At 42.6% G+C, this 25,240-nt stretch carries 12 protein-coding genes and 2 pseudogenes; 4 read left to right on the top strand and 10 right to left on the bottom strand.

What is annotated here, in order from left to right; translation table 11 throughout:
* Nucleotides 1–151 precede the first annotated feature (151 nt).
* Genes K0T93_RS04190 through recC form a run of 3 tightly spaced genes read right to left on the bottom strand, consistent with a single transcriptional unit; the run spans nt 152 to nt 9,357 of the window.
* Nucleotides 152–2,194 (bottom strand): AAA family ATPase, encoded by a 2,043-nt coding sequence (locus K0T93_RS04190; RefSeq protein WP_225721847.1) that lies wholly within the window; start codon nt 2,192–2,194, stop codon nt 152–154.
* Between the two features lie 36 nt (nt 2,195–2,230).
* Nucleotides 2,231–5,959, bottom strand: a complete 3,729-nt coding sequence (recB, locus tag K0T93_RS04195; protein WP_225721848.1) for an exodeoxyribonuclease V subunit beta — start codon at nt 5,957–5,959, stop codon at nt 2,231–2,233.
* The gene (gene recC / locus K0T93_RS04200; RefSeq protein WP_225721849.1) at nt 5,956–9,357 is read right to left on the bottom strand and encodes an exodeoxyribonuclease V subunit gamma; all 3,402 of its coding nucleotides are present in this window, start codon (nt 9,355–9,357) and stop codon (nt 5,956–5,958) included. Before recC ends, recB begins: the two co-directional genes overlap by 4 nt.
* Before the next feature lie 1,081 nt (nt 9,358–10,438).
* On the opposite strand from recC, the pseudogene K0T93_RS04205 reads away from it, so the two are divergent.
* Both K0T93_RS04205 and K0T93_RS04210 read left to right on the top strand, forming a co-directional pair.
* Nucleotides 10,439–10,800, top strand: a pseudogene (locus tag K0T93_RS04205) (hypothetical protein); the annotation flags it as partial.
* Nucleotides 10,766–11,041, top strand: coding sequence for an oxidative damage protection protein (locus tag K0T93_RS04210; RefSeq protein WP_225721824.1), 276 nt, complete (start codon nt 10,766–10,768; stop codon nt 11,039–11,041). The pseudogene K0T93_RS04205 and the gene K0T93_RS04210, both read left to right, overlap by 35 nt.
* Before the next feature lie 149 nt (nt 11,042–11,190).
* Here the strand turns inward: K0T93_RS04210 and radA are convergent.
* A pseudogene (gene radA / locus K0T93_RS04215) lies at nt 11,191–12,567 on the bottom strand (DNA repair protein RadA).
* Between the two features lie 15 nt (nt 12,568–12,582).
* Entirely contained in the window at nt 12,583–13,653 is a 1,071-nt protein-coding gene (gene alr / locus K0T93_RS04220; RefSeq protein ID WP_225721825.1) for an alanine racemase, read from the bottom strand.
* A gap of 963 nt (nt 13,654–14,616) precedes the next feature.
* On the opposite strand from alr, the gene thiD reads away from it, so the two are divergent.
* Nucleotides 14,617–15,414 (top strand): bifunctional hydroxymethylpyrimidine kinase/phosphomethylpyrimidine kinase, encoded by a 798-nt coding sequence (gene thiD / locus K0T93_RS04225; RefSeq protein ID WP_225721850.1) that lies wholly within the window; start codon nt 14,617–14,619, stop codon nt 15,412–15,414.
* 297 nt (nt 15,415–15,711) lie between these two features.
* Here thiD and K0T93_RS04230 read toward each other — a convergent pair whose 3' ends face one another.
* From K0T93_RS04230 to tsaB, 3 genes are all read right to left on the bottom strand, one after another.
* Nucleotides 15,712–16,692: a uracil-DNA glycosylase gene (locus tag K0T93_RS04230; protein ID WP_225721826.1), complete on the bottom strand. Its 981-nt coding sequence runs from the start codon at nt 16,690–16,692 to the stop codon at nt 15,712–15,714.
* A gap of 153 nt (nt 16,693–16,845) precedes the next feature.
* Nucleotides 16,846–17,319: a ribosomal protein S18-alanine N-acetyltransferase gene (gene rimI, locus K0T93_RS04235; RefSeq protein ID WP_225721827.1), complete on the bottom strand. Its 474-nt coding sequence runs from the start codon at nt 17,317–17,319 to the stop codon at nt 16,846–16,848.
* 40 nt (nt 17,320–17,359) lie between these two features.
* Complete coding sequence (tsaB, locus tag K0T93_RS04240) at nt 17,360–18,103, bottom strand: tRNA (adenosine(37)-N6)-threonylcarbamoyltransferase complex dimerization subunit type 1 TsaB (RefSeq protein ID WP_225721828.1); 744 nt, start codon at nt 18,101–18,103, stop codon at nt 17,360–17,362.
* 704 nt (nt 18,104–18,807) lie between these two features.
* On the opposite strand from tsaB, the gene K0T93_RS04245 reads away from it, so the two are divergent.
* A complete protein-coding gene (locus tag K0T93_RS04245; protein ID WP_225721829.1) occupies nt 18,808–20,556 on the top strand; it encodes a DEAD/DEAH box helicase in 1,749 nt (582 codons plus the stop codon).
* A 921-nt stretch (nt 20,557–21,477) separates the two neighbouring features.
* Here K0T93_RS04245 and argG read toward each other — a convergent pair.
* On the bottom strand, nt 21,478–22,812 hold the full coding sequence (gene argG, locus K0T93_RS04250; RefSeq protein ID WP_225721830.1) for an argininosuccinate synthase: 1,335 nt from the start codon (nt 22,810–22,812) through the stop codon (nt 21,478–21,480).
* An 863-nt stretch (nt 22,813–23,675) separates the two neighbouring features.
* Complete coding sequence (locus tag K0T93_RS04255; protein ID WP_225721831.1) at nt 23,676–24,281, bottom strand: flavin reductase family protein; 606 nt, start codon at nt 24,279–24,281, stop codon at nt 23,676–23,678.
* Nucleotides 24,282–25,240 lie beyond the last annotated feature (959 nt).

Here is a 25,240-nt window from a genome sequence, read left to right on the forward strand (position 1 = left end):
TTTTTAGGCTAGTATTAAAGTGCCATTTCTTACTGTTTTTATTTTTTGATTAATTTCTTTTTAAGCTTCTTATAAAATGTGCTTATTACAAAGCACAGTTTTGTTAATGTTTTTCTGGTAATCTACTAATACAATTAACTCAATAGGCTTATTACCTTATTGCAGCTACGTACCGTAAACGCGCTGATAGTCCGGTATCGCGATGTGTCGGTGTGTTAATCGCCTGCTCTATAACAGGGCGCGTGCCGATAATTGTAATTTGAGCTCTCGCGCGTGTTACGGCCGTATAAATTAATTCACGCGACACAGTTTGACTAAATGTAGGTGGCAGCACTAGCGCAGCCCGCTCAAATTCTGAGCCTTGTGATTTATGGACTGTGAGAGCAAATGCCGTATCATACGACGACAGCATTCCGGGAGATATACTCCGATGCCTTCCATCGCCCCGCTCAAAAACCACTTGAAGTGTGCCGTTCGAAGATGGAAGAGCAACACCGATATCTCCATTAAACAAACCAAGTGCATAGTTATTGCGCGTAACAATAATCGGCCGGCCTGTAAACCATCTAGTAACCGATGAAATAGGCAAGCGGGCAAGACGAAGTAGTTGCATAGTAATCCAGTCGTTTAAGGCATTAACACCATACGGGCCTGCCCGTACTGCGCATAGCACACGAAATGTGTTGAGTGCATCAAATAGTTCCCCAGCCTCTGGCTCTCGCTTCTGCAATATCCCCGCTAACAAATCGATATAGCGCGAGAAACGCTGCATAATATATTCGCGCGCTGTGCAGCTAAGTATCGGCCCCCTATCTTCGATGAAATATATATCTGAGCGGGCATCTTCCGTATTAAGTATATCGAGTGCATCTTTAGATAAACCCTCTCGGATTGCGCTAGATAGCCGTCCAATAGGAGAGTTAATATTGAACCGATAATTAGTTTGTAACCAGACAACGCAATTAGAGAGCGCCGGCGATTGTTTGTAGACCTTTGATCTTGCTGTACCATTTTGCACTAGCTTACGGGCGCCTACCCCATCCGATAAATTGTTATCACTAAATACATCTCTCTCTTTAGAAGGTATAGTTTTTGAGATGGGGGGATTTAATAGGTCAGATGGTAGATTCCATTTTTTTTGTCTATCAACAGACGCACGCAGACTACGGCGAACATATTCTGAGAACGTGTTTCTCAATGTGTCAGCAGTGCAGCCAACCATCTGTGCAATACGCTTAGAGCGTTCCCCCATATAACATGGATAAGCATTTAGTTCAGCGAATACTGCTCCTGCATCGACCGCAGCTAATTGGTCTTTGTCACCCAATAAGATTAAACGAGCACCTGGCGCAACAGCATCCACTAACCGACTCGACAGCGCTATGTCAATCATTGATGCCTCGTCGATAACGATTACATCGTACGGCAAAGGGTTACGATGATGGTAACGGAAACTTCTATCTGGTGCGCTTCCAAGCAACCGATGCAGCGTATAAGATTCAATCGGTAACCGAGCCGCGATATTTTTATCTAATCGCTCTTTATGAGCTGCTAATGCCTTTAGCATATGCTGCGCTGCTTTTCCAGTAGGTGCTGCCAACGCGATACGCAAACTCGGCCGATCATAGAGTAAACACGCTAGTATGCCAAGAATTGTAGTTGTTTTGCCTGTGCCCGGCCCTCCATTAATGATTGTTAGCCGCCCAGAGCACGCGATAGCAGCCGCAACGCGCTGCCAGTCGAGATTACTATCACTTGTTTCTCCGAAATAACGAGATAGTATATTGCGCCATCGCTGAGAGTCGTTAGAAGACGTAGTATAAAATACTGATCGTGCACGTGTACTTAGTGCATTAGCGAGTCCACGCTCGAATTCGTAGTAACGCCCGAAATATAGTCGATTATCGCTATCAATAACTAGTGGTAAACAGGGTGACGGGTCATTATCATTAATGCATATAGCAACCCCGCTTTCGATCAATGACGTACGGATTGTTTCGAGCGGTTGCCCAAATTTCTGTGCCAGCGCTATCAATTCTATACAGACATGCCCGTTCATAAGCGCTTGGCTAAGCATCGAGGCAGCAGCCTCGGCAGTACACGCATCGCCGTAAGTTGCTCCAACGCTCTTGGCAAGAGCAGCGGTTCGTTGAGAAAATACCCGAGATAGTCTGCTGTCAGATATCACTGACATTTCTAGAAAGCCGTATATGGTTGAGCTAACCTAAAATTAAACATCGCCATTTTTTTCTGAAAAAAATGTATTAAATGCCTTGACAGTAGCAAGAGTCGGTCTAAATCGGACGATTCCGGTGTCAGGCCAATCCGGGCGAACGCCTCTTAGGAAGAGATACAAATTTCCGCCGAAATGGGTTTCGTAGTGGTAATCCGTCACTCGTACCTGTAAATATCGGTGCAGCGCAATCGTATAAATTAATGCTTGTAGTCGATATGCATGCGTATCCATAAAGGATGATAGTACATGCGTACGATAGGCATTCGGCGAGTTACCAATATAATTTGATTTCCAATCAATAATCCAGAACCGGCTGCGGAATTCAACCACAGAATCAATGAATCCCTTCAGGTAGCCGCGCAATATACCATAGTTAAGGGTCACTCCGGCGATGCCATGCTCTTCGAGCATTATTGAAAACTGGTGCATATCAAGCTCTGTAACTGGGAAAACGAATTCAAGTTCAGTTAAACGACGTGACGGATCTAGCATGCCGAGCATGAAGTCTGTTTCGAGCTGAGTATGTGTAACATTCCACAATAGGCGCTTCATCATGGCGGTAAGCTGAAACCTACTTAAAGTAGGTGAATTTACTGGATACTCGATAAGTGCGCGCATAATAGCAGTTGGCCAGTCTGAAGGATCGTGCAGATTGGCAAGCTCCATTAGTCGATGGAGACAATTTCCAGCAGCAGGCCCTCGGGGGAAATATAGAATGTCGTCGGTACATAGCCTAGTTATGTCACTACCTGGCATCGTAATTAACTCTGATATAATTTCTGGCTCATCAACCTGGGCAATACTATCATCATGATTGGCCCCCACGTGTAACATATCGTCAATATCGGGTAATAATCTCTGTCGTGTCATGGCGAGTGAGCTGAAACTTGCAATCCGCCAAGTTTCAAGGAGACGACGCGCTAGAAGGCGTGTATGCACTACTACTTTCGGTATATTCATTAGAGGCAACAGCCGATCGCGACGGATTACGGTTGGTAGAGGCAGAAGAACGATTCCAGCAGATTTATCGCTCGATAATGCTTGCCAACACTCCGCTAATACGGCAGCCTCAAGCGGCTTATCTAGCCATGCATTGAAATTCATTGATCCACCAGCAACGAGCCAGTTCAGAATACTCTGGCGTGACTCTTTTGTTGTTCTATGAACACCGCTCGTATAAATTCCTGCAACAAGATAGCACCGATACACTGCACGCGTAATCGCGACGTAGATTAGCCTCACACGCTCCGCAGCTTGTTCACAAGCTATACTTCGATTGATTTTCTGCGTTTCTTTAGCGTCGCAACCAAAGTGCAAGGTAGAAAATCCATTATCACAATGGTACTCATGTGCTGTCGATGATACCCTATACGGAGGTTTTATATGCAATATACCATCATTAAGAAATGGGCAAAATACCACGGGATACTCAAGCCCTTTAGACTTATGAATCGTGACAATCTGGACGAGATCTCGATCTGTTTCGAGACGTAATTGTGTATTCGAACTTATACTCGGATCCGCGCGTTGGGCGCTTAGCCAGCACAAGGTTGGAACGATACCAGGATGTTCGCTATCGCGTGACTGAATCAGTTCGGCTAAATGATTCATATCAGTTATCCTGCGTTCACTATCGCCTACTTTTGCTAAGCGTATTGTGATGTGTAATTCGCGCAGCATAATACGCCACATCGGTGCAAAGCCGTGCTCCCGCCAAAACCGATGATATCTGGAAAACCGCTCTACCCATGCTGCTAAGTCTATATCCGAGTGTGTAGAATTGTGTTGCTCGGCTTCTGTCATAGCTGATTCAGCTTGCTTCATATCCCATAATGTTGTGGCCTTCAAGCCAATCCAGTCTGTGGCCAAAGCTGCCCGTAGGCGTTGCAAGTCATATGGTGTATTAATCGCTAAAAAAATACGTTCGAAGTTTTCAGCGTCGATTGACTGAAACACTGAGACTTGGGTAAGTTCCACACTACCTATGCTAAATTCACGAAATACCCGTTTTATTAAAATACCCTGCCGATGAGTCTGCACGAGTACGGCGATATCTGAGGGAGCCAGAGACTTGGTTCCTATTACTGTATTTCCAAGTTGCGCATCGCGTATTAGACGCGTAATCTCTTCTGCACACGCTTCAGCGGCCACATATTGAGCGTCACGCTTATTAAGCAGCGGATAATCTGGTAGCCACCATACTCTTAGAGCCGCTCTACTACTATTACTTGTGCAAAGCGGATCATAACGATCCCAAAATTTTGGATGCCGCGTGTTCCCGGAACGCACAGGATAGTAATTGAGTTCATTGAGCACAAAAGCGCGCGAGTTATAACTAAACAAACGATTGCATGCAGCAATTATCATCGCATCAGATCGTTGATTAATAGCTAATGTGTAGCGAGCATTAGTATGAATACGGGCATTTAGGTACGTATACAAGTCGGCGCCTCTAAAACTATAGATCGCCTGCTTAGGATCACCAACGAGAAATAGTGGACCTTTCGGGACAAAAATCTTTTTAAAGATTTCAAATTGCAGTGGATCTGTGTCCTGGAATTCATCGATTAATGCTGCGGGATAGTGCTCACGCAAAACGTCAACTAGCCACTTATGTGCATGAATCGAATAATATAGATTAGATAGTAAATCATCAAACGACATAGCTCGCATCGCACGCTTTCGCTTAGCGATAGTCGATGGACCAACAAGCAACCACTCCCGAACGAGGGAAAACCAAAGACTCAGATGCGCTGCATGCTCTGCATAGAGCGCAGAAACTAACGCGTTCGCACAGTCTGAGAACTCGTGCACAGGTGGTTTACATTTAACCTTAGTAGCAGCGATCAGTGAAAACGAAGTCAATTTTAGAGCGTCTTTTGGAATAGGCGCATAGCGATCTCCGCATCCAAAAAATTGCTCCCATGCGGCTAATGCGGTTTGTATCTGAGCTGGTTTATGTGTGCGCTGGTTTAGTTGATCTGAAGAATCAATGAAGTGCTGTGCGATTTGATCTCGCTTTGCGCGCCATAGATTATCGGCATACTCAAAATGATCAATCGTCATATCAACTATTTCATCATACACCGGGTCAGTCCATACGAGTTTAGCCAGTGGCTTTTTCAGGCGTTGCACGAGCAGTGCCTGTAAAACTTCAGGCCCAACGTTATGAGAAATAAGCCAGCGTGCAAAACCTGTTGAGGATGCCGCTGCCGTTTCGACATGCTCACGCCAAAACTGCACAGCGATATCAAATTTTAGTGCAGTATCGTCAACTTCGATATCAAGTGTGTACGGCATCGCAGCTGCAAATGGAAGTTCTTGCAGCGCACGTTGGCAGAATGAATGAATTGTATAGATCGCAGCCTGATCGAAGCTATTCAGCGCACGCCGGATTTGTTTTAGTGCATATTGTGTAGCTACTTCCGATGTTTTAGAATCGACGATACGTTGGATAAGCTCAATTGAAAATGGATCACCTATCTTGAGCGATTTTTCAAGCTGTATTAAGCGTGATCTGATTCTCTCGTGCAGCTCCGCAGTAGCCGATTTCGTAAAAGTTACAACCAAGATCTGATCCGTTTTCAAGTTTTTTTCGAGTAACAGACGAATATAAAGTGCACAGATATTCCAGGTTTTCCCGGTACCAGCAGAGGCCTCGATCTGAGTCACCCCATCGAGTGCACAGGTAAAAACGTCAAGTTCAGGCGCATTGAAAGTCATGAGGTTTCTTCTGTGGGCTGCAGGTGTGCAAGCAGTGGTTCAAATACCGTTTTAGAAATAGCGATCGAAGTATCATCTAGTAACATCGATGTGCCACGAAAGGCGAGCTGAATTGCCGGATCAGTATGCTCGCCGCCTGTACGGTCATTTGACCACGCGTTATAGCCAGCCGATGCGCCTTTCGATACGAATAACCACCCACTTTTTGGAAAAAAACGCAATGGTACACGTAACCCAGCTCGATATAGAGCACATAACTCACCCAAATATATGTGAGGATTTTGGGGCGTTGTAAACATGAAATGTGTATCGCAGCCGATCCATAGTGTTTGGCGAGATGCTTTTGGACTTTCAGCACACCAGAATAGATGACGTAGCCATGTATCAAGGTAATCACGGCCCGTTGGCCTAGCATAACGATAGAGAACTAATTTATTACGTGTTGCACCATCTAGCGTGCCAGTCAATATTGAGGGCAACAATACTGTTCTACTCCATGCTGGCATTCGATCTAGCAACTCTGATACAGATCTGAGCTCCTTAGGCCAGTTCGGGGCAACGCGGATTGAGAATTCAACAGATTTAAGACCAGCTCCAGAACACTCTCGGATTTTATCGGCTAGCTTGCTTAATGCTATGACCTCACGCTCTTTTATCACGCGCCCGACTGCACCTCTAGGTAATCCTGGAATTGTGCTCGCGATCTCATATGCTTGCTCAAGGTATGCTGATGATTCGATTAGCAATGGTAAAATTCGTTTAGCAAGCGCATCGCGTGCCACATAGCTAAACGCATACGGCTCGGTATCGAGCAGTTTCGTCTCTGCGCGATGGAGAACGATTCCTAGTCGTTCACGCAACAATGAACTGTGCGGGTGGCGCCAAAATCTCGTTAATTCTTCTAAATTTATCATCTCACGCACATCAGGAGGCAGCGCAGAGCTAAAAAATAATGCCATGGTGTCCGTCTGAATCTGTGGCATGGGATCCGCAAGCGCTGTAGCCGTTTTCGAGCGATCCGGATCGTAAGTCAATAGAGGCTCTTTTAAATACAATAGTGAGAACGATTGCAGCGGATGTTCGATAATAAAACTACGACGCGCTAATGCAATTTCATCAGTGCTTGAAACTTCACCAGACTTCAGAGAAGCAAGATAATCAAGCAACTCAGTCAATAGCACTGAGGGAGGAAGCTCGCTATTATCGCAAATATTGCGGCCGGTATAACTAATCAGTACGGTGTCGCGTGCTGCTAATATAAGCTCTAGGAACAAGTTACGTTCATTATCACGACGCTTCCAGTCACCAGGTTGTTCAAAAAAAGCCATCAGATCAAACTCATCCGGGCGAGCGCGTATAGGTAGCACACCGTTATCAACGCCCGCTATACAGATGATACGAAATGATATGCTGCGTAGGCTAGATAATGACGATACAGTTACAGCCCCAGATGGGACTCCACCCTGGGTGGGATCATGAATAGCGGACAATAACGCCGCACGCAAAACAGAAGCAGGCAACAGCGTATGGGGCGCATCTAATTCTATTTGTACGAAAAGGGTATTGAGTACAGCAGATAGTCTACTCAATGAATCCGAATTAGAATTACGAGAACCAAAAAATTGCTCGAGGGCGCTATTGAGCACATCACGCCATTGTGTAACCGTCTTCGGTGTTGCACATATGAGAGCAAATGCATCAAGATCATCAACAAATTGTGCTAGCCGCCCGAGCAATATAGCATCAGCGCCGATAGGCGCCGCTACTGGCAGCCAGCCCCCTATGGGTTGGGCGTTATCTGGCATTGCATAGCCAAGAAATAATCGCATCAAGGCGTCATAAAATGTATGACGATCTTGAGGCAAGTTAAAATCTTGGTGCTCATGAGGCAAGAATGACCGGCGCGCACCGGCGTCCTTTAGCCATCTCTGTACAGTCTCCAGTGCTACTAAATCGATGTCATACCGCGTTGAAATTTCATCTACGCGTAGCCATTCTATTAACGAAGATGCATTAACAGCGCGATCACCTAGGGTTAACCAATCTAGTAGCGTGCGCGTGAGCGTATTAGTTTGGGACAGAGGTAAACCAGTGATACAATATGGGATTCGACATGGGTCATTTAGTGGAACTGTGCCGAATACTGCGTTGACAATAGGCGCAGCTATAATCAGGTCGGGTACCACGATAAGAATGTCAGCCGGCGTTAAATTGGGGTCCAAATTAAATTCAGCCAGCAGCCGATCATGGAGTACCTCAAACTGCCGCATTAGGCTATAACAGATATGTACCTCAATACCGTTTAGCGTAGGTGGTAGAGACGGTAATGCCCGATGCTTAAGTGACAAGATAGAATTCTGTAGGATGGCTAGCCAGCTGTGAGCTGGAGCCTCCACAAATTTACTATTCTCGCTTACCATAGCACCATCGATGTGCTCATGAAGCAAAGCGAGTTGCTCTTGTGTCTGCCGCCCCCACTCGGCTAATAGAGGGTGCCCGGTTATCGGGTATTCGAGTTGCTCTGCTGAATCTAACGTATTAGTATATCGTTTATTAACAGAAACTACGCTATACTCTCGACATGGATTAAGTGCATAGATCCGCACGTCAATCCAGCGCGATAACACGCGCAGTAATTGCACATGTAGTGGGGGCATTATCGGCAGAGCGAATACGCTGACCTGCGCCGGGTAACCCGCGTTCGCGATATCGTCTATATTTAATTGCGATGCAATCTCTAGAAAGCGGCACGCAGGCGGTGACACCCATTCAAACACATCAGTACTAGCATCGCAGCCGCCGGATAATTCTTGTAGAACGTCGCGCCACAATTGTGCTTGCCAAGCTTCATCAGCGCGTTGTATTATAGTCCCATTGGTTATCTGATGTATGCTGTCCGGCTGACAGCTTAGCGAAAAAATTGACTCGCCGGCTTGCCACTGGGCAAGCCATCGTGGGCGATAGGTCATATAATGATTAAAAATAAAAGACATTCGGCGCGCTAGATCAAACATCATCACAGGATCCGCCAAAGCTAAATATGGATCTAGTCGCACCAACGGTGCTGGGCTATTTCCATCGTGCATTCTGCTGCGCTGAAAGAGCAGCTTATACAGCCTCCACACAAGGCGTTCCGGTACAAATGGTGACTCTCGCGGCGCATTTATTATTTTAACGCGCGATATTTGCGACCACAACCATTGATAGAGATAGCAAAATTCTATGTTTGCGCACACGCCAAACCGATCAGCGTAATCTAATTCAATCCGGCGGCGTATTGCTACATTGGGTATAATAATCGTCTGCGGCTTCCACACGTCGCTACCGATGCGTTCTAGGTCGTTAAACAGTGCCATGGTAAGCACTTCATAACGGTTCGAGTAAAATAGCTCAATCATAAGAAAAGAGATAAAAGCGCGCCGCGAGTACAGCTCACGGCAGTTTGAATAAAAGAGCCGAAAGACTAAGCTAAGCATTCTAGAACGCTCACTGCACTCAAACTCTGTTTAAATATTGTTTGTAATAAAATTTCAGAATTTCTCTGATTTATTAAAATACCAGAATATACGACATAGTTCGTCTACCGCATTAATAATGCGCGTTACATAAGTTATGCCTCGGTCAATAAAGTTGAGCGTTCCTTAATTATGCATCTAGCTAGTAACGGATTTTATCAGATGCCAGTGCCTGCTTATCTTGACGACAGGCTTATTGATATGCTATGCATTATCGTGTTAATCTGCTAATTAACAATTAGCCTGGGATATCGCGCTGAGGAAAGATATGGTTTAGATAACCAAGAAAATTAATATTTAGGTTGTGCTTATTATCTCGTCGAGGACGACTATCTTAAAGCTCGCAATAGAAGCTTAAGAAGCAAACAATAAGTTGTTTATCAAAACAAACCTTAAGTCTACTATTTCGATGCATAGCATATCTTAGCTTTTTAGTAAGGCGATACCCTGTCGCCAATATGCAATACGACTCAGTTACGTATAACTGATAAGTTAAATATTACTTGCGTCTAGCCTATGTTCTAGTAACAGGCACACTTTAAATAATTAAATGGTATATTTTAAACTACTTTCTTTACTAACAATCATATCTTAATATGAGCCTAATCATAGAAGTAATCTCATCGCAGCATGTAATGCTAGACTAAAAATCTTTAATACAATGAGAAGCGCATAATTATTCGCGATGGTACAAGCCAAGCCTCAGCATGATAATCAACAGGCAGAGATCGATAGGCGGATTCAGTATAGTTACTAACTAAGGATCTACATGCGATTTTTGCTAACATTAGCTATGTAGCTACATTATAATTCCAGCATGATTTCAAAAAACTATCATGCTAGCCGTGACAAAGAGAGCAATGACTTTTTACTAGCCGACAGTTAGATAAACGCTTCTATAACTATTTTTGCATAATAAGATTAGCTCAATAATCTCATACAAGAATCTAGAAAGATTACATGAATTAGCCACTTCTCAATGATCGAGCATGATGGTATGTTATTCGGATGCTCAGCGCTATACAACGTACCCACAGGAACGAATCGGCGAGATGACATGCCTAACCGTAGTACTAGAGGCGCGGGGCATTGGCGACGAGGGGCGCCCGCTTAAACGCATTGAGCAACGTGCCCAAGCAAGTAGCTTATCTCACATTTTCGCACTGACAACCTGGGTTGAACACTGGTTCCTTAAACAGGGTCTTATAAAGACAACGGATTAATAATACACCTGAAAACCGGCGCCGTTCATGCAACCGGCTCTACCCCTCAATATCACAGGAGAAGTTTAATGACTCGAATGGTTTACTGCGTAAAACTTGGTAAAGAAGCAGTGGGATTAGAGTTTCCTCCATTACCCGGCGAGATTGGTAAACGCATCTTTAGATGCATCTCAAAGGAAATATGGCAGGCTTGGCTCAAACAGCAAACGATGCTGATCAATGAAAATCGCCTGAATATGCTTGATCAAAGCGCACGCCAATATCTTTTAAAACAAACTGAAAAATTTTTATTTGGTGAGGGATCAGACGTCGTGTCTGGCTATGTGCCACCCTCCAATAGCTAAACTACACGCGATGCTAGATTCCTATTAACAGGTATGCGGTTAGTATAGTTGGAATCTAAAATCTATAATCATATGCCTAGTTATTAGGCCCCATGTACCTATATCCTGTGTGTTAAGATAACGTTCGAGCGATGCATTTCGGGATGAAACTATTCACATAAAGCTTTAACTTCTTCAATCGCCTGCTCAATACAATTAACGGCAATCACATGATTGCTATCTATTGGTATCTGGGGTGTATTAGCTTTAGGAACTAGCGCTACAGAGAAGCTTAGCTTTATCGCCTCTCTTAAGCGCACTGAGACTCGGGAACAGGGGCAGATATCACCATCTAGACCAACTTCACTAAACATAATTAACTTATAGGGCAAAGGTTTTTTATATATTGATAACTGAATTGCAAGCAACACAGTCAAATCTGCTGCTAGCTCCGGCGATTTTTACGCCACCAACAGCATTTAGGAAGACATCTTGATCGAAACATGCGATACCTGAGTGTCGGTGAAGTACCGCCAGCATCATCGCCAGTCGATTTTGTCTAAATCTACAGTTAGTCGACGCGGGTTCAGTATCTGCGCCGTATCTACTAGCGCTTGTACTTCTACAAGTAATAGCCTCGATCCTTCTTACGTAACCAGTACACACGAACCTGGAACCGTATACTTGTGCTGCGATAAGAATAAAGCCGATGGATTGGCAACACTACGTAGACCGTGCTCTGTCATTTCGAATATACCAGGTTCATCAGCCGCGCCAAAGCAGTTCTTAAACGCCCGAACTAGCCGAAACGACGAATAGGTATCGCCTTCGAAATATAGCACTGTGTCTACAATGTACTTAAGTAATCGGGGGCCAGAAAGTACGCTCTCCTTCGTCACATAACCAACCATTATAATGGTCATGCTAGATTGCTGGGCGATCCGCATCAGTTGCACAGCACACTCACGCACCTGTGCTATAGATCCCGAGGCTGAACTTAGCGCATCTGAATAGATGGCCCGAATCAAATCGGCGGCGGCAATGTCTAGCTTGATAGTATCAATAGATACTTGTAACTTCTGCAGTTGAATCTCTGCCAATAGTTATAACTCACTAGCTTGGTTAAGATGTTCGTCAAGTAGACCAGGCCGCTGTGCGGACAAAGCGATTTGATCGCTAGATTCCCCACCGCTTATATATAGCGCCCGCCGATCATGCGCAACCTCAGAAAGTGCCTGAAGCAATAATGTCAACTTTCCAATATCAGGATCACCACCAATTAGCACTACGCTATAGCGACTAGATCACCACCCAGAACACGATCAAACTCTCTTATCCCGGTCGAGTAGCGTAGTACACCCAATGCTTTGATATCGGCAGGCTTACGCACTGGTTCGTTCCGGGTAACGACTAGGCATCTACTATTAGTCAAGGCAACGGACTCGGCTAAGGTATTCCAGTTGTGACAAGATAAGCACTAGCCCTGCACACTTTTGTAAGTGTGCTTTATAGTCATTACAAACGAAAACGGGCTTTATTTTTGCCATTCGGCTTACTCCGCATTATTCAGTGCGTACTGGCACGCGTTGCGCGAGCGCGCACATCAATTCATAACCGACTGTTCCGCATACTACTGCGACATCATCTATTGGTATGTTGCTTCCCCATAGCTCCACTAAGCTACCAATAGATGCGCTAGGACACAAAGATAGATCCACGGTCAACATGTCCATTGACACTCGACCCACAACCCGTGTACGAACTCCATCGACTAAAATCGGCGTACCCTCGGGTGCACAACGTGGGTAGCCATCTGCGTAGCCGCACGCTACAATGCCAATACGCATGCGCTGTTGTGCTCTAAAAATCGAACCGTAGCCTACCCCCTCCCCGGGTTCAACCGTCTGCACAGCAATCAATTTCGAACTCAACGTCATCGCTGGCTTTAGCCCTAAACCTTGTATTGCACCTAAAATGCCTGATGGCGATGCGCCATACAACATAATGCCAGGCCGCACCCAGTCAAAATGTGAATGTGGATGCCATAGAGTCGCAGCCGAGTTCGAAAGGCTGCGCGCGCCCACAATGCTATTAGCACTATGCTCAAATATTTCTAATTGGTGCTGAATGCCACCCTCACCCTCGGCATTCGAAAAATGAGTCATTAGAGTGATCTGCCCAATTCCACTACACGCTCTTGCGCGTTTCCATGCAGCATAATACTTTCCGGCCGCATATCCAAGCCGGTTCATACCACTATTCATCTTTAATTGAATATTGACTGGCCTAGAGAGACGCGCTACTTCTAGCATTCGCAACTGTTCATCGCAATGTACAGTAGTTGCTAGACTGTAGCGGTCAATTATTTCAATATCAGTTAAGCGCCCCCCCCCCTCTAATAACAAAATTGGACCAGACCAGCCTAGTTCACGCAACTTAACTGCCTCTTCGAGATCAAGTAAACCAAAACCATCCGCGGAATGTAAGCCAGTAAATACTCGCTCTAAACCGTGACCGTAAGCATTAGCCTTAACAACCGCCCAGATCTTGGATTTCGGGGCGAAGCGTCTTGCAATAGCAAGATTGTTTGAAAGCGCTGCGGTATGAATTGTGGCGAAGAGGGGGCGAGGCATAAATTAGGTTATTTAATATCGCTACGAACTAACTATTACGGCATATCAAAGCTCGCTATTGCTAGTCTGAATTTATCATAGTGCCGCATCACAAAGTCGCGCATATAAATAATATTAGGCAATTACATATTACAAGATGAGCTCTACTAAAGCTGCTAATATAAAATCCGTTTCAATATCAAATGTAAAAAAAATTCTTTACGCTACTGTAGTTATACAGTGTATGACTTTTTTAGATAATACGGTCAAAGCGTATGCTATTGCTATCTAGTTATATTGACTAGTAAACGTCTCTATTTCGGGCTTATGCAGCTAGTTGAGCGTCTGCAAAGACAGTTTTTAGGCTAACTATTATGCTACCTCGGGCAGGGTGATAGTAAACAAGTCGCTTTATCATAGATAACTAGAATTTTACTGATTATCTGAAGGTAGTGTGATGGGTGATGTTAATGGGTAAGGCATACCCACAACTGGTTTGTATCATTTATCGACCGGCTAGATGACGCTTCAACCTTAGATTGAAGGGTCATCCCCGATATATACCATCTATAGCTCATAATCTGTATAGGCGCTTACCATCCCAGCAGGATGGTATACTTTTATAGTAAAGCAATTTTACCATAGTCCGAAGGTGCTATATGGTACGGTTGAGGGCGCCCTCCTCCCTTTGGAAGAGCCAACGGGTTTTTACAACTACTACAATAGTATATGTAATTATAAAATCGCTCCCTCTAGTAGAGTAGACCTAATCTACTATCGTATAGCTTTTAACACAGTACAAGTTTAAAACAAAATCAGTCTTTACGATATACTGAACTTATTCGAGTGCCATATGTAGTTCGACTTTACGATTTAGCTAGTTATCGTTCTGTATATAGGAACCGTCTCATCACCGGAATATAATGAACAAGCATCATAAGATAAAACACGTTTATTTCTGACGTATTTTTTGTTAGGGGGTATATAATTTTTAATGTCCTAACAATTTCTGGATCCGATCCAAGCGGCGGGGCTGGCATACAGGCTGATCTTAAAACTCTTTCTGCATTAGGTGTGTACAGCGCTACAGCAATTACAGCCTTAACCATTCAAAACACGCAGGGTGTTGTAGCAATGTATCCAGTGGCTGCTAGCATCGTTGCTTCGCAACTGGATGCGGTATTCAGCGATCTACGTATCGATGCAGTTAAAATAGGCATGCTAGCGAATGTAGAAAATGTACTTGCGGTAGCTTATGCAATAGAGCGGTATCGGCCTGCGCACGTGGTACTCGATACTGTGATACGCTCGTCTAGCGGATACGTGTTGCTTGAACCAAATGCATTAGCTGTGTTACGTGAGCGATTATTTCCACTAACAAACATTATTACGCCAAACCTGTATGAAGCGGCAGTACTGCTGGACCAACCCCTTGCTGCCGATGAAGTACAAATGACGCGCCAAGGTGATGCGCTACACGCGCTAGGAGCGCAAGCAGTTCTAATCAAAGGGGGGCATTTTCTAGGTAGCTGTAGTCCAGACTGGTTAATCGAGAAAGACGGCCATACTCGGCTATCTAGCCCCCGGCTTAGGGTAACGGGCACGCACGGTACCGGCTGTACATTGTCCGCTGCAATCGCAGCGCTGCGACCACAAAAAAGAGATTGGATAAACACCGTCAGCGATGCAAAGACTTACCTAAACCAAGCATTGCTTCATAGTACTCGACTTTCAGTGGGACTGGGTACCGGTCCACTGCACCACTTTCATACATGGTGGTAAGTGTTTATAGAAACTTTTTAAAAGCACCCTACATAATTATATAATGATAGCCTCAAAGTTATAGTATCGATGTACATAAAGTAAGGTGTTCGAAGCTAGCTAAACGCTAGATCTAGCGTGATCAAGCCATGCGCTCATTAATCTTGTATAACACTTGCGAAAGTGACAATATAGATCAAATTAGACTACGTATCGTAAACAACACAGTAATAACATAGTAGAAAAGCAACTTAGTAGGTAGCTACACCTGTTTTTACTAGACAATCAAGCTACACAACCGTGATGACAATATAATTATTACAGCTTATATATAACAGTGCGATTTCGATAAACTGCACGAGCTAAACATAGGTCATCCCATGCTTTATTCTTATCCTCTGGACTACGCAATAGATACGCTGGATGATAAGTGACAATTACTGGTACACCTTCATACTCATGCATTTGCCCCCGCAACGAAGTTATGCCGCCTTTAGCCTTTAGAAGGCTAAAGGCGGCGAATCTCCCAAGAGCAATAATTACTTTTGGCTTGAGCAGTAACACTTGTCTCTTAAGATAAGCCTCGCATTGCGTTACCTCATAAAGCCCTGGGTTTCGATTACCTGGAGGGCGGCATTTCAGTACATTTGTAATATAGAGATTACTTCTACGAGATAATTTTAACGCATGCAACATGTTATCAAGCAACTTGCCAGATTGCCCGACGAATGGTTTTCCTTGCTTGTCTTCAAGCTCCCCCGGCGCTTCGCCGACTAACATCCAGTCAGCTGTCTCGTCTCCAATTCCGAACACTGTATTAGTGCGTCGCTCGCAAAGACGACACAGCGTACAACCTACTACCCGTACCTTCAATTCTTCCCAACCTAACGTCAACAGAGATTGTATCCCCGTCTCAGCTTCTAGCGTTGATTCAGACGCTTTGCTACTCTGCTCATCCTTTACAGTTCGAACCAATGGGTAAGCAGGGCGTAATCTATTTAAGTCAACTCTAGATAAATTAACCGCTCTCGACAACCCTCTTGGCTCACTTGACATTTTTACTGGGGTAATAGCTTTATCGGACGTATTAATACTTCTAGTTACTCTTATGATCTTAGACGTCTCGAATACTTTACCTCTTTGCTCGGTTAAACTACTCCTTAATACTAGTGCCTTACTTTTTAATCGTTCTATATCGTTTGATCTATGGCTTGTTTGAATAGATGTATACTTTATATTACGACACACCCATAAGGGCGCAATACCCAGCTCCTCTAAAATCGCATAAAGCTGCGCCATTAGTTTGCCTCTATGCCGTTTTTAGAAAAGTGCCTGCGTAATATAGTACTATACATATTACCTATCATCTGTAGGTAGATTCTACTCCGTATTTTAAGCGTAGAGCATTATATCTCTTCGTTAGAATAACTTGTTACGGCAACTAAAATGCGATTAACGTCTCGTGGCACATGTGCTATAACGCATCACAATCGCGTCCTCGCGCCCACTATGCCGTGTGGCATAATAATTCTTGCGCCGTCCAATCTCGATAAAGCCAAAGCGATTGTACAGGCGTATAGCGCGACAATTAGATGGACGTACCTCGAGCAATATGCTGTAGAGTTGATGTGCATATGTGATTCGCAGTACTTCATACAGCAAAGTCAAGCCAGATCCTCGGTTTTGTGCAGTAGGAGTCACGCATAGGTTCAATAAGTGCATCTCATCGACGACGAGCATTAGTATGCAGTAGCCGACTAACATCCCAGTAAATTTCCTTAAACAAACCCCAAAGTAACCGCTTTTTATCGAGTCTTCGAAATCACCTCTTGTCCAAGGAAAGTCATATACATCGCGCTCAATCTCTATAACTTTATCAAGATCTCTCTCAGTCATTGTCTCTAGGTAGAGATGCATTTTCAACATATAACCCTGTGTATCTTATTGGACATCCTTCTTAGGATCTTTAAGAACGTAGATGCCCGGAGGCAATTTCATTGATAGTCAGCGCTACCTTATCACGCACATACTCAGGCACAGCCAGATGTGCAGGCAATGCACAGCCATCCATAAAAATACGCCAGCCTACCAGTGCTAGCGCGTGAGCGTGTGGCATTGCGTAGCAATCAATCACACGCGCTTGCTTCGTCACATACAACATATCGCTTATGGATGAGGCATTGCCGGCAAGCGTAAATGGCTCATCTGGAACTGGTATGCACGTAGATAGAGTAAGTGTCGCGGGACGACATACCCGCCAGTCTTCGAGTATATCATCCCACGAAAAGTCAGCCCAATAGACCTCTCCCATCCGGGCATTAAGTACTACAAGAACGCGCCGAGCATCTGGATCTGAAAGACGTACGCGTTCTGCACAGGCAAGTAACGTGCTGACCGGTACTACTGGAATACCCAACCCGAATGAAAGCCCTTGTGCTACACCCGCCGCCGTGCGTAGCCCGGTAAACGAGCCCGGACCAGCACCGAACGCGACTGCGACACAATTAGATAGTGTGAGCCTTGCCTCCTCGAGTACTTCGCACACCGCGGGTAACACACGCGTACTAGAGGTCGAGCCAGTGTGCTCGTGGCGGCTGATTATACACGGCGAACTGGTAGCATGGGGAGTATAACATATCGCGACTGAACAGAAGTCAGTCGAAGTATCGAGTGCAAGTAAAACTTGCGGCATTATGACCTCTATTGTCATACCGACTCGTATTTAATTTATTGGAAAACTAACTCTAGAACTTAGGGGTATGCTCGGGCTATACGCAGAAAATCAAGAATGATAGATAAGATCAAACAAGTTATAATTCTTAAAATAAACGCATTGTTTAGTTAATGAGTGTAACGAAGTAAGGTATTGTACGTTTGTACAAGCCGCTTAAGCAAGCTATAAATATGCTGCGTAAACACTCGGGATGTTCTGAAAAATAGATTACCCTACGCTTCCAACTACTAATACCCTAGGAGGGGTGTTACCCAATAATATCTATTAGGGTGTTCTATCCTTGTATTACTAGATATAGTGCGTATCCTACCGCAGCGGCTAGCACTGCGCAGAAAATTCGAATACAATAAAAACTTCGCGCGTTTATAGGCTGACGTATTGTTCGTCTAAGTCGCGTAGTTTTGCGACGCTCTGCTCCAATCCCCGTTTAGAAACTGTTCTATCCCACCCTTTCCAAATCTGGGGTGCGCTTGTAGGCCAAGCAAGGTTCGCAATTCCGCGATAGGCGGTTCGCGTGTCTACAGGTTCTAACATCAGCTTGCATTTTGTGAGCTATGCCCGCTTTTCGATCTGATAAACAGATATCGTTTATCGCATTCGACGATTGTGGCCGCCGATTGGCGCTTCTCGCATTTTTCCGGACCGGTTCGTGCCACAGGTACGAAACTCATAGGATCGTCATGACTTCGAATTCTCCTTCATCACTTGGCACGCTCGCGCATAAAATTTTTGATAAAGATGCGCCGAGCGTGCCCAATAACCCATCAGTGATACAAAGTACGGATTCCCAAACTACTTCAGTAAGCTGTTTAGCCCCCCCCCCAACTGCGCCTGATATAACAGTAATCGCGCAGCCTCACTCTTCAGGATCTATAGCCATAGAAATTCTACAGACTCCCGATATAGAAAATAATAACACGCCATACATCAATGGCTTTATAGCGCTGGGTCTGTCTCCAGAGATTGTTTCTGCATTGACTGCCGTTGGCTATCAAGCACCAATGCCCGTTCAACAGTATGCGATACCTGCCGCGCTCGCCGGCCATGATCTTCTGGTCTCAAGCCCAACTGGTTCAGGAAAAACTGCAGCGTTTATGCTACCAGCAATAGAAAGCTTTGCGAAGCTGCAAAAAGCTGGGCTGTTAGGTCAGCGTGTAAGCCATCCTACACATCAGGCGCAGCGCAATGATCGTGATCGAGGCGGACGGCGGCATAGCCGAGAGCAATCTATCGCTAGACCAGCCCTTCTAGTGCTTACGCCAACACGTGAACTTGCAATGCAAGTTACTACTGCTGCGACTACCTATGGAAAACATTTGCGGCGACTGCATACAGTTAGTATTTTAGGTGGAGTCCCTTATGGTCAGCAATTAATGCTTCTAGCGAAAAACCCAGAAATCTTAGTTGCTACTCCTGGCCGGCTTATCGATCATCTCGAGCACAATCGAATTGATCTATCCCAGTTGAAGATGCTAGTTCTTGACGAGGCAGATCGGATGCTTGACATGGGATTTATCGAAGACATCGAGACTATAATTAATCATACTCCGGTTACACGGCAGACGCTGCTATTCTCGGCAACGCTTGACGGTAAAGTGGGTTCGCTAGCCCAGCGTTTTCTTAGCAATGCTAAACGGATAGAAATCGGTCATGAACCAGAGTCACGCGCTAATATTGCACAATCTATTCACTACGTCGACGACCGTGCTCACAAGGATCGTCTGTTAACACATTTGTTAGCAGACGGTGCGCTTGATCAAGCTATTGTGTTTACTGCAACAAAAAATAATGCGGACTTGATCTCCGCTAAACTATCTGAAGATGGCTTCGCCTCTGCTGCATTACATGGTGATTTGCCCCAAGGCGCCCGTAACCGGACAATCCGCGCATTGCGTGAAAGACGTGTACGTGTATTAGTTGCAACAGATGTCGCTGCTCGTGGTATTGATATACCTGGTATTACACACGTATTCAACTACGATTTGCCAAAATTCGTAGAAGACTACGTGCATCGGATTGGTCGGACTGGGCGTGCAGGGCGTAGCGGGATCGCTATTAGTCTTGTACATCATGCGGAAATCGGCATCCTTAAACGGATTGAGCGATTTGTACGTACACCTCTGCCTGTTAGTATAATTACTGGATTTGAACCAAAGCGGATACCATCCGCACATGTACCAATACGGCGCAGCAACTCGTCACACAGTCACGGGAGAGGTTCGTCCACATATCCAGGAAGGGGGATAAGTAAAAATTACGGAAACTCTCGTCACAGCTCCAACAGTAATAGCCGAGAAGGCGGCTATCGCGGCGTGTCTAGTGACACTCGCGTGGTTAATGACCGTAGTAGCCGAGCTGGTTTTCCAAATTCGCATGGGTTGGCGCGCCGGCGCTCTGATAATCGCCGTACGTCACGCTACGACAACTAAGTATTCTAACGCGCGGGAAAGCAATACCCGCGCGCCCCAAGATAACTAGCCTCTAAAAACAAAATTTAGTATTTTTTATGTGTATTTTTTAAAATTTATAACCATGTAACGTGAGCATACAATATAAATAAAAACATCTGTTTATTTAAAATTCCTCAAGACTTAAAAGGTTAATTTATAATAGTGTGAAAAATTAGTAAATAAAAAATTATAAGAACTATTCTACACCGGAAAGCGTAGTATAGTTATATAACTATAAATTCTTAATTACTCACAGTAACTGGTTTTATCTCAACTCTTCATATTTTTTTATATTTTACTAAAATTAGTAGCTCTCACTTATTTAGGGACAATATTTTTATTATCTACAATAGCAGTATATCTAGCGTCAGACTATGTAAAGTAAGCGTAATATTATATACTGATTATTATTTAATCTAGTTAATCACTATGAGTTCAACAGAATAAATAATTCATAGAATTAAAAACTGGTAAATTTGGCTCCAAAAAATTTTTTGGGCGCAGTTGAATACTTTTATAAAACTAATATCAGTTATGTGTAACCATCATTAATAAAATAAGTGATAAAAGTAGAGATTACTTTTATTATATAAAACACTGGTTTTATACTTCCTGCTTAGGACCTATAATCCGGTTCGTATTAAAAGCTTTTGATGTATTTATATGATTACCGTCTACAACATATGTCTGCAATATATATTGCATTATTAAAATAATTGATATTAGATATATCAGAAAATAATACTACCGTAAAACGCTATATTTATTGAAAGTGGCAAGAGTTGAATTGAATTCAACTGTTAGCCCCTAATATAAATTAGGTATCTTACATGGCAAGAGGTAGTCATATCTTACCCTAAAAATTAGGGTAAGATTATCTAGTGTTTCACTGTAATTATATTAGTTTTTGTTTTGATAAAACTGTGGCAGCGAGACTTTACTTTCTGGGCTGAGCATACCAGTTTTTAAATAGATCTGCAGCTTATCTCGAGTATCAGTAATATCCATATTTCGCATTGTCAACTGACCAATACGATCTAGCGGTGAGAACGTTGAATCATTCTTTTCCATTGTTAGCCGCTCAGGTTTGTAGGTTAGATAAGGCGACTCAGTATTGACAATTGAATAATCGTTACCGCGACGTAATTCGATTGTTACCTCACCGGTAATTGCGCTTGCAACCCAGCGCTGTGATGCTTCCCGAAGCATAATCGCCTGTGGATCAAACCAGCGACCTTGATACAATAACCGACCAAGTCGGCGCCCATTTTCACGATACTGGTCTATTGTATCCTCATTATGAATACCAGTAACTAGGCGCTCATAAGAGCTATATAGCAATGCTAGTCCGGGTGCTTCATAGATCCCACGGCTCTTTGCCTCGATAATGCGGTTCTCGATTTGGTCACTTACACCTAGTCCATGCCGTCCCCCGATGCGATTTGCCTCAAGAAGAAGTTTTACACTACTATCAAATTCGACATTGTTAATTGCCACTGGAAAACCTTCCTTAAACCGAATAGTTACATCCTCACGAGCAATTTTTACATCATCACACCACGATGCAACCCCCATAATAGGATTAATAATTCGAATGCTACTATCAAGCCGTTCAAGGTCTTTAGCTTCGTGCGTAGCACCTAGAATATTTGAGTCAGTCGAATATGCCCTATCAGCCGACATCCGGTAATCAAAGCCTGCTTGTCGCATAAACTCAGACATCTCAGTACGACCACCCAGTTCATCAATGAATGCTTGGTCTAGCCATGGCTTATAAATACGTAAGATTGGATTGATAAGCAACCCATAACGATAGAAACGCTCAATATCATTACCCTTAAATGTGCTGCCGTCGCCCCAGATGTTAACACCATCTTCCTTCATTGCTGCTACTAGCATTGTACCTGTTACTGCGCGGCCTAACGGCGTTGTGTTGAAATAGGTAACGCCAGCAGTACTAATATGGAAAGCACCGCACTGTAACGCGGCTAAACCCTCTGTAACAAGCTGTTCTCGACAATCAATCAGCTTTGCGTTTTCTGCTCCATACTGTCTAGCGCGTCGGGGAATGTCAGCGTAGTCAGTCTCGTCCGGTTGACCAAGGATAGCTGTATAAGCATAAGGAATTGCACCCTTAATATGCATCCAGTGCAGTGCGGCGCTAGTATCTAATCCACCGGAAAACGCGATACCGACTTTTTGATCGCGGGGAAGTTTTTGCAAGATATTTGCCATAGATAATTTAGGAAAATTGGGACAAAAAGTTTAATAAAAAACTAATATTTAAGGGCATCTATATTAGATATAGATAATATAGGAAGAATCTAAACTAACTATTTATACTTACCAGGTATAGTTTACACCTTATATCAGAATTCTCACATAAGATATATAATATATTTATTTTTATATGCATTTTAAATAAAATTAATTAAAAATATAAAATTTATTTTATAAAAATTAGTCAAATTAAATATTAATTTAAATTTAAATGCTTAAATATTATATAAGATAGGTATAAATACATTATATACTAACTAAATAATTATTTTATAAAAAAATTTTATTCTTTATATTTAATATGATATAAATATATTAATGCCCTTATAAAGGGATTTCAGAAAATAAATTTTCTATAAAAAATTTTATAACGTATTTTAGAGTCTACTTTTTATACGAATACAAGTGTTCGAACCACTTTACATCTCGTAAATACTTACTTATAAAGTAAATAAGTATACCGATTTAATTATATAAAAAATTAATATGTACAATATTTGTTATTATAACTAAGTTATATAGATTTTTATTATACATTAATCATGTATATTTTTTATTTTTTAGACTAAAATTTAGCTCTATACTTTATACAAAAAAATTTATTTTATTTAAATATAATATAAAGCATGTCTTTGTAAGACACTAACCTACTTTTCTAAGTAAATTATCTAGTCTAGCTCTCTATAAAATAGAAATTTATGTAATAAGCTATGGAGTATTTAATACTATTAATTTTACATTATTTAATATACTACAACTAACTATTTATTTAGTCTTTTCTTTAACTTTTATAAAATCTTTTATTTTAAGTACCTTTTTTAGATATCAATCAGTATCGATTTATGTGGATATTCTGGAATCGCACTTACGTTAGAAGGTTGTTTAGACATACCCTTCACGTTTTTTGAAAGACTAAATCTCATGTAAGCGCCACGGCAATATAAAAGGGGAGGAACTTCAGAATATGAAAAATCTAATACCCGACCGATTAAAACCCCATGGTCTCCTGCATCTATAAAATTATGCATTCTACAATTAAAACTCGCTGCTGCGCCTTGAATTACTGGGCTACCCCCGTAACATGTATACCATTTTATTTGTGCAAATTTATCTACAGCTTTCGATGCAAATAGCTTTGCGATATTCTCTTGCTCCTCAGCTAGAATACTAACTGCGAAATATAGCGCATTAGCAAACACTTCATAGCTTGATGCACGCTTCGCAATGCAAACTAGTACTAATGGTGGATCAAGTGATACTGAAGTAAACGAATTCGCAGTGAATCCACGTGGTCTGCCATCCGGCTGTAATGTTGCAAGTATCGTGACACCAGTAAAAAAAGCGCTTAGTGCGCGGCGATATTCTTTAGCATTAATAGAAAACTCATCTATCAATAGAAATCTCCATAAAGAAAAATAATACATACTATCGTTTTATCAGAAGATCTTTATAAAACACTATCACAATACAAGCATGCTATATTATTACATAATCTTCTTTAATCTTTTTAAGATTAAGATATCGGCATGCAAGCTGTTTAATAGGGGGATAATAAATAGCGTATAAGTAAATGTACATTAGATAAATGTATAATAAGTATTATAAGATATAGTCAAGTATTATTGAGATTTTTATATATTAAAGCTATATAGCTTCTCTTAAAAAGAGAATAGTATACATATTATTGCTAGTGTATCAAAAAAGAAACGTATACGTTTTAAATTCTGATGTCGTACATATTATTATGTTCTGATAAAAGCTTAGCTTGAAATTCAAAATGAAACTCGAGATATTTAAAATTAGCCTTAAACGTACCTTCTTTCGAGGGAGGGTATGATACGCATTTAATACAATTTTTTAGAATTGTTATAAACATTTGTACTGCATACGGTAGAAGATAGTGTAATCGTCTGATATCTATAAAAATCGTTGTTTTAAATATATTCATTACTTTCTACAAATAGTTTATGTACATTACTATTTAAGTTATCTAAAGACCATGAATTGTGCATCCGCCTAAAAACTTGTGTAAGTTATGCGTAACATACCCCCAGTTTCCACCGAGAATACTTATTTTATACTAATTCCTATATTTTAGAAGACCTGATATCAGCGTGGTTTCTTTATTATTTAAATAGGTTTCAAGATTTATCTCGCAAGAATTATCCAAAGCATTTAGGTACGTAGAATATTCAGTTTTTTAGTAAAAATGTACTAATCCATATATTAGAGGCACAACATACTAAATATCTCTATCAGAAACTGAAATCTCAATTTATAAAAGAGTTTACTGGGAAAGGAAACTCAGTTCTTCTAAGAAGAAGAGCTTTCACGACTTTTGATGTCAAGATACTTGCATTTAAAAGGTCTAAACATCGTGCCT

This window comes from Candidatus Vallotiella sp. (ex Adelges kitamiensis) (genome assembly GCF_020342435.1).
Taxonomy (GTDB): Bacteria; Pseudomonadota; Gammaproteobacteria; order Burkholderiales; family Burkholderiaceae; genus Mycetohabitans.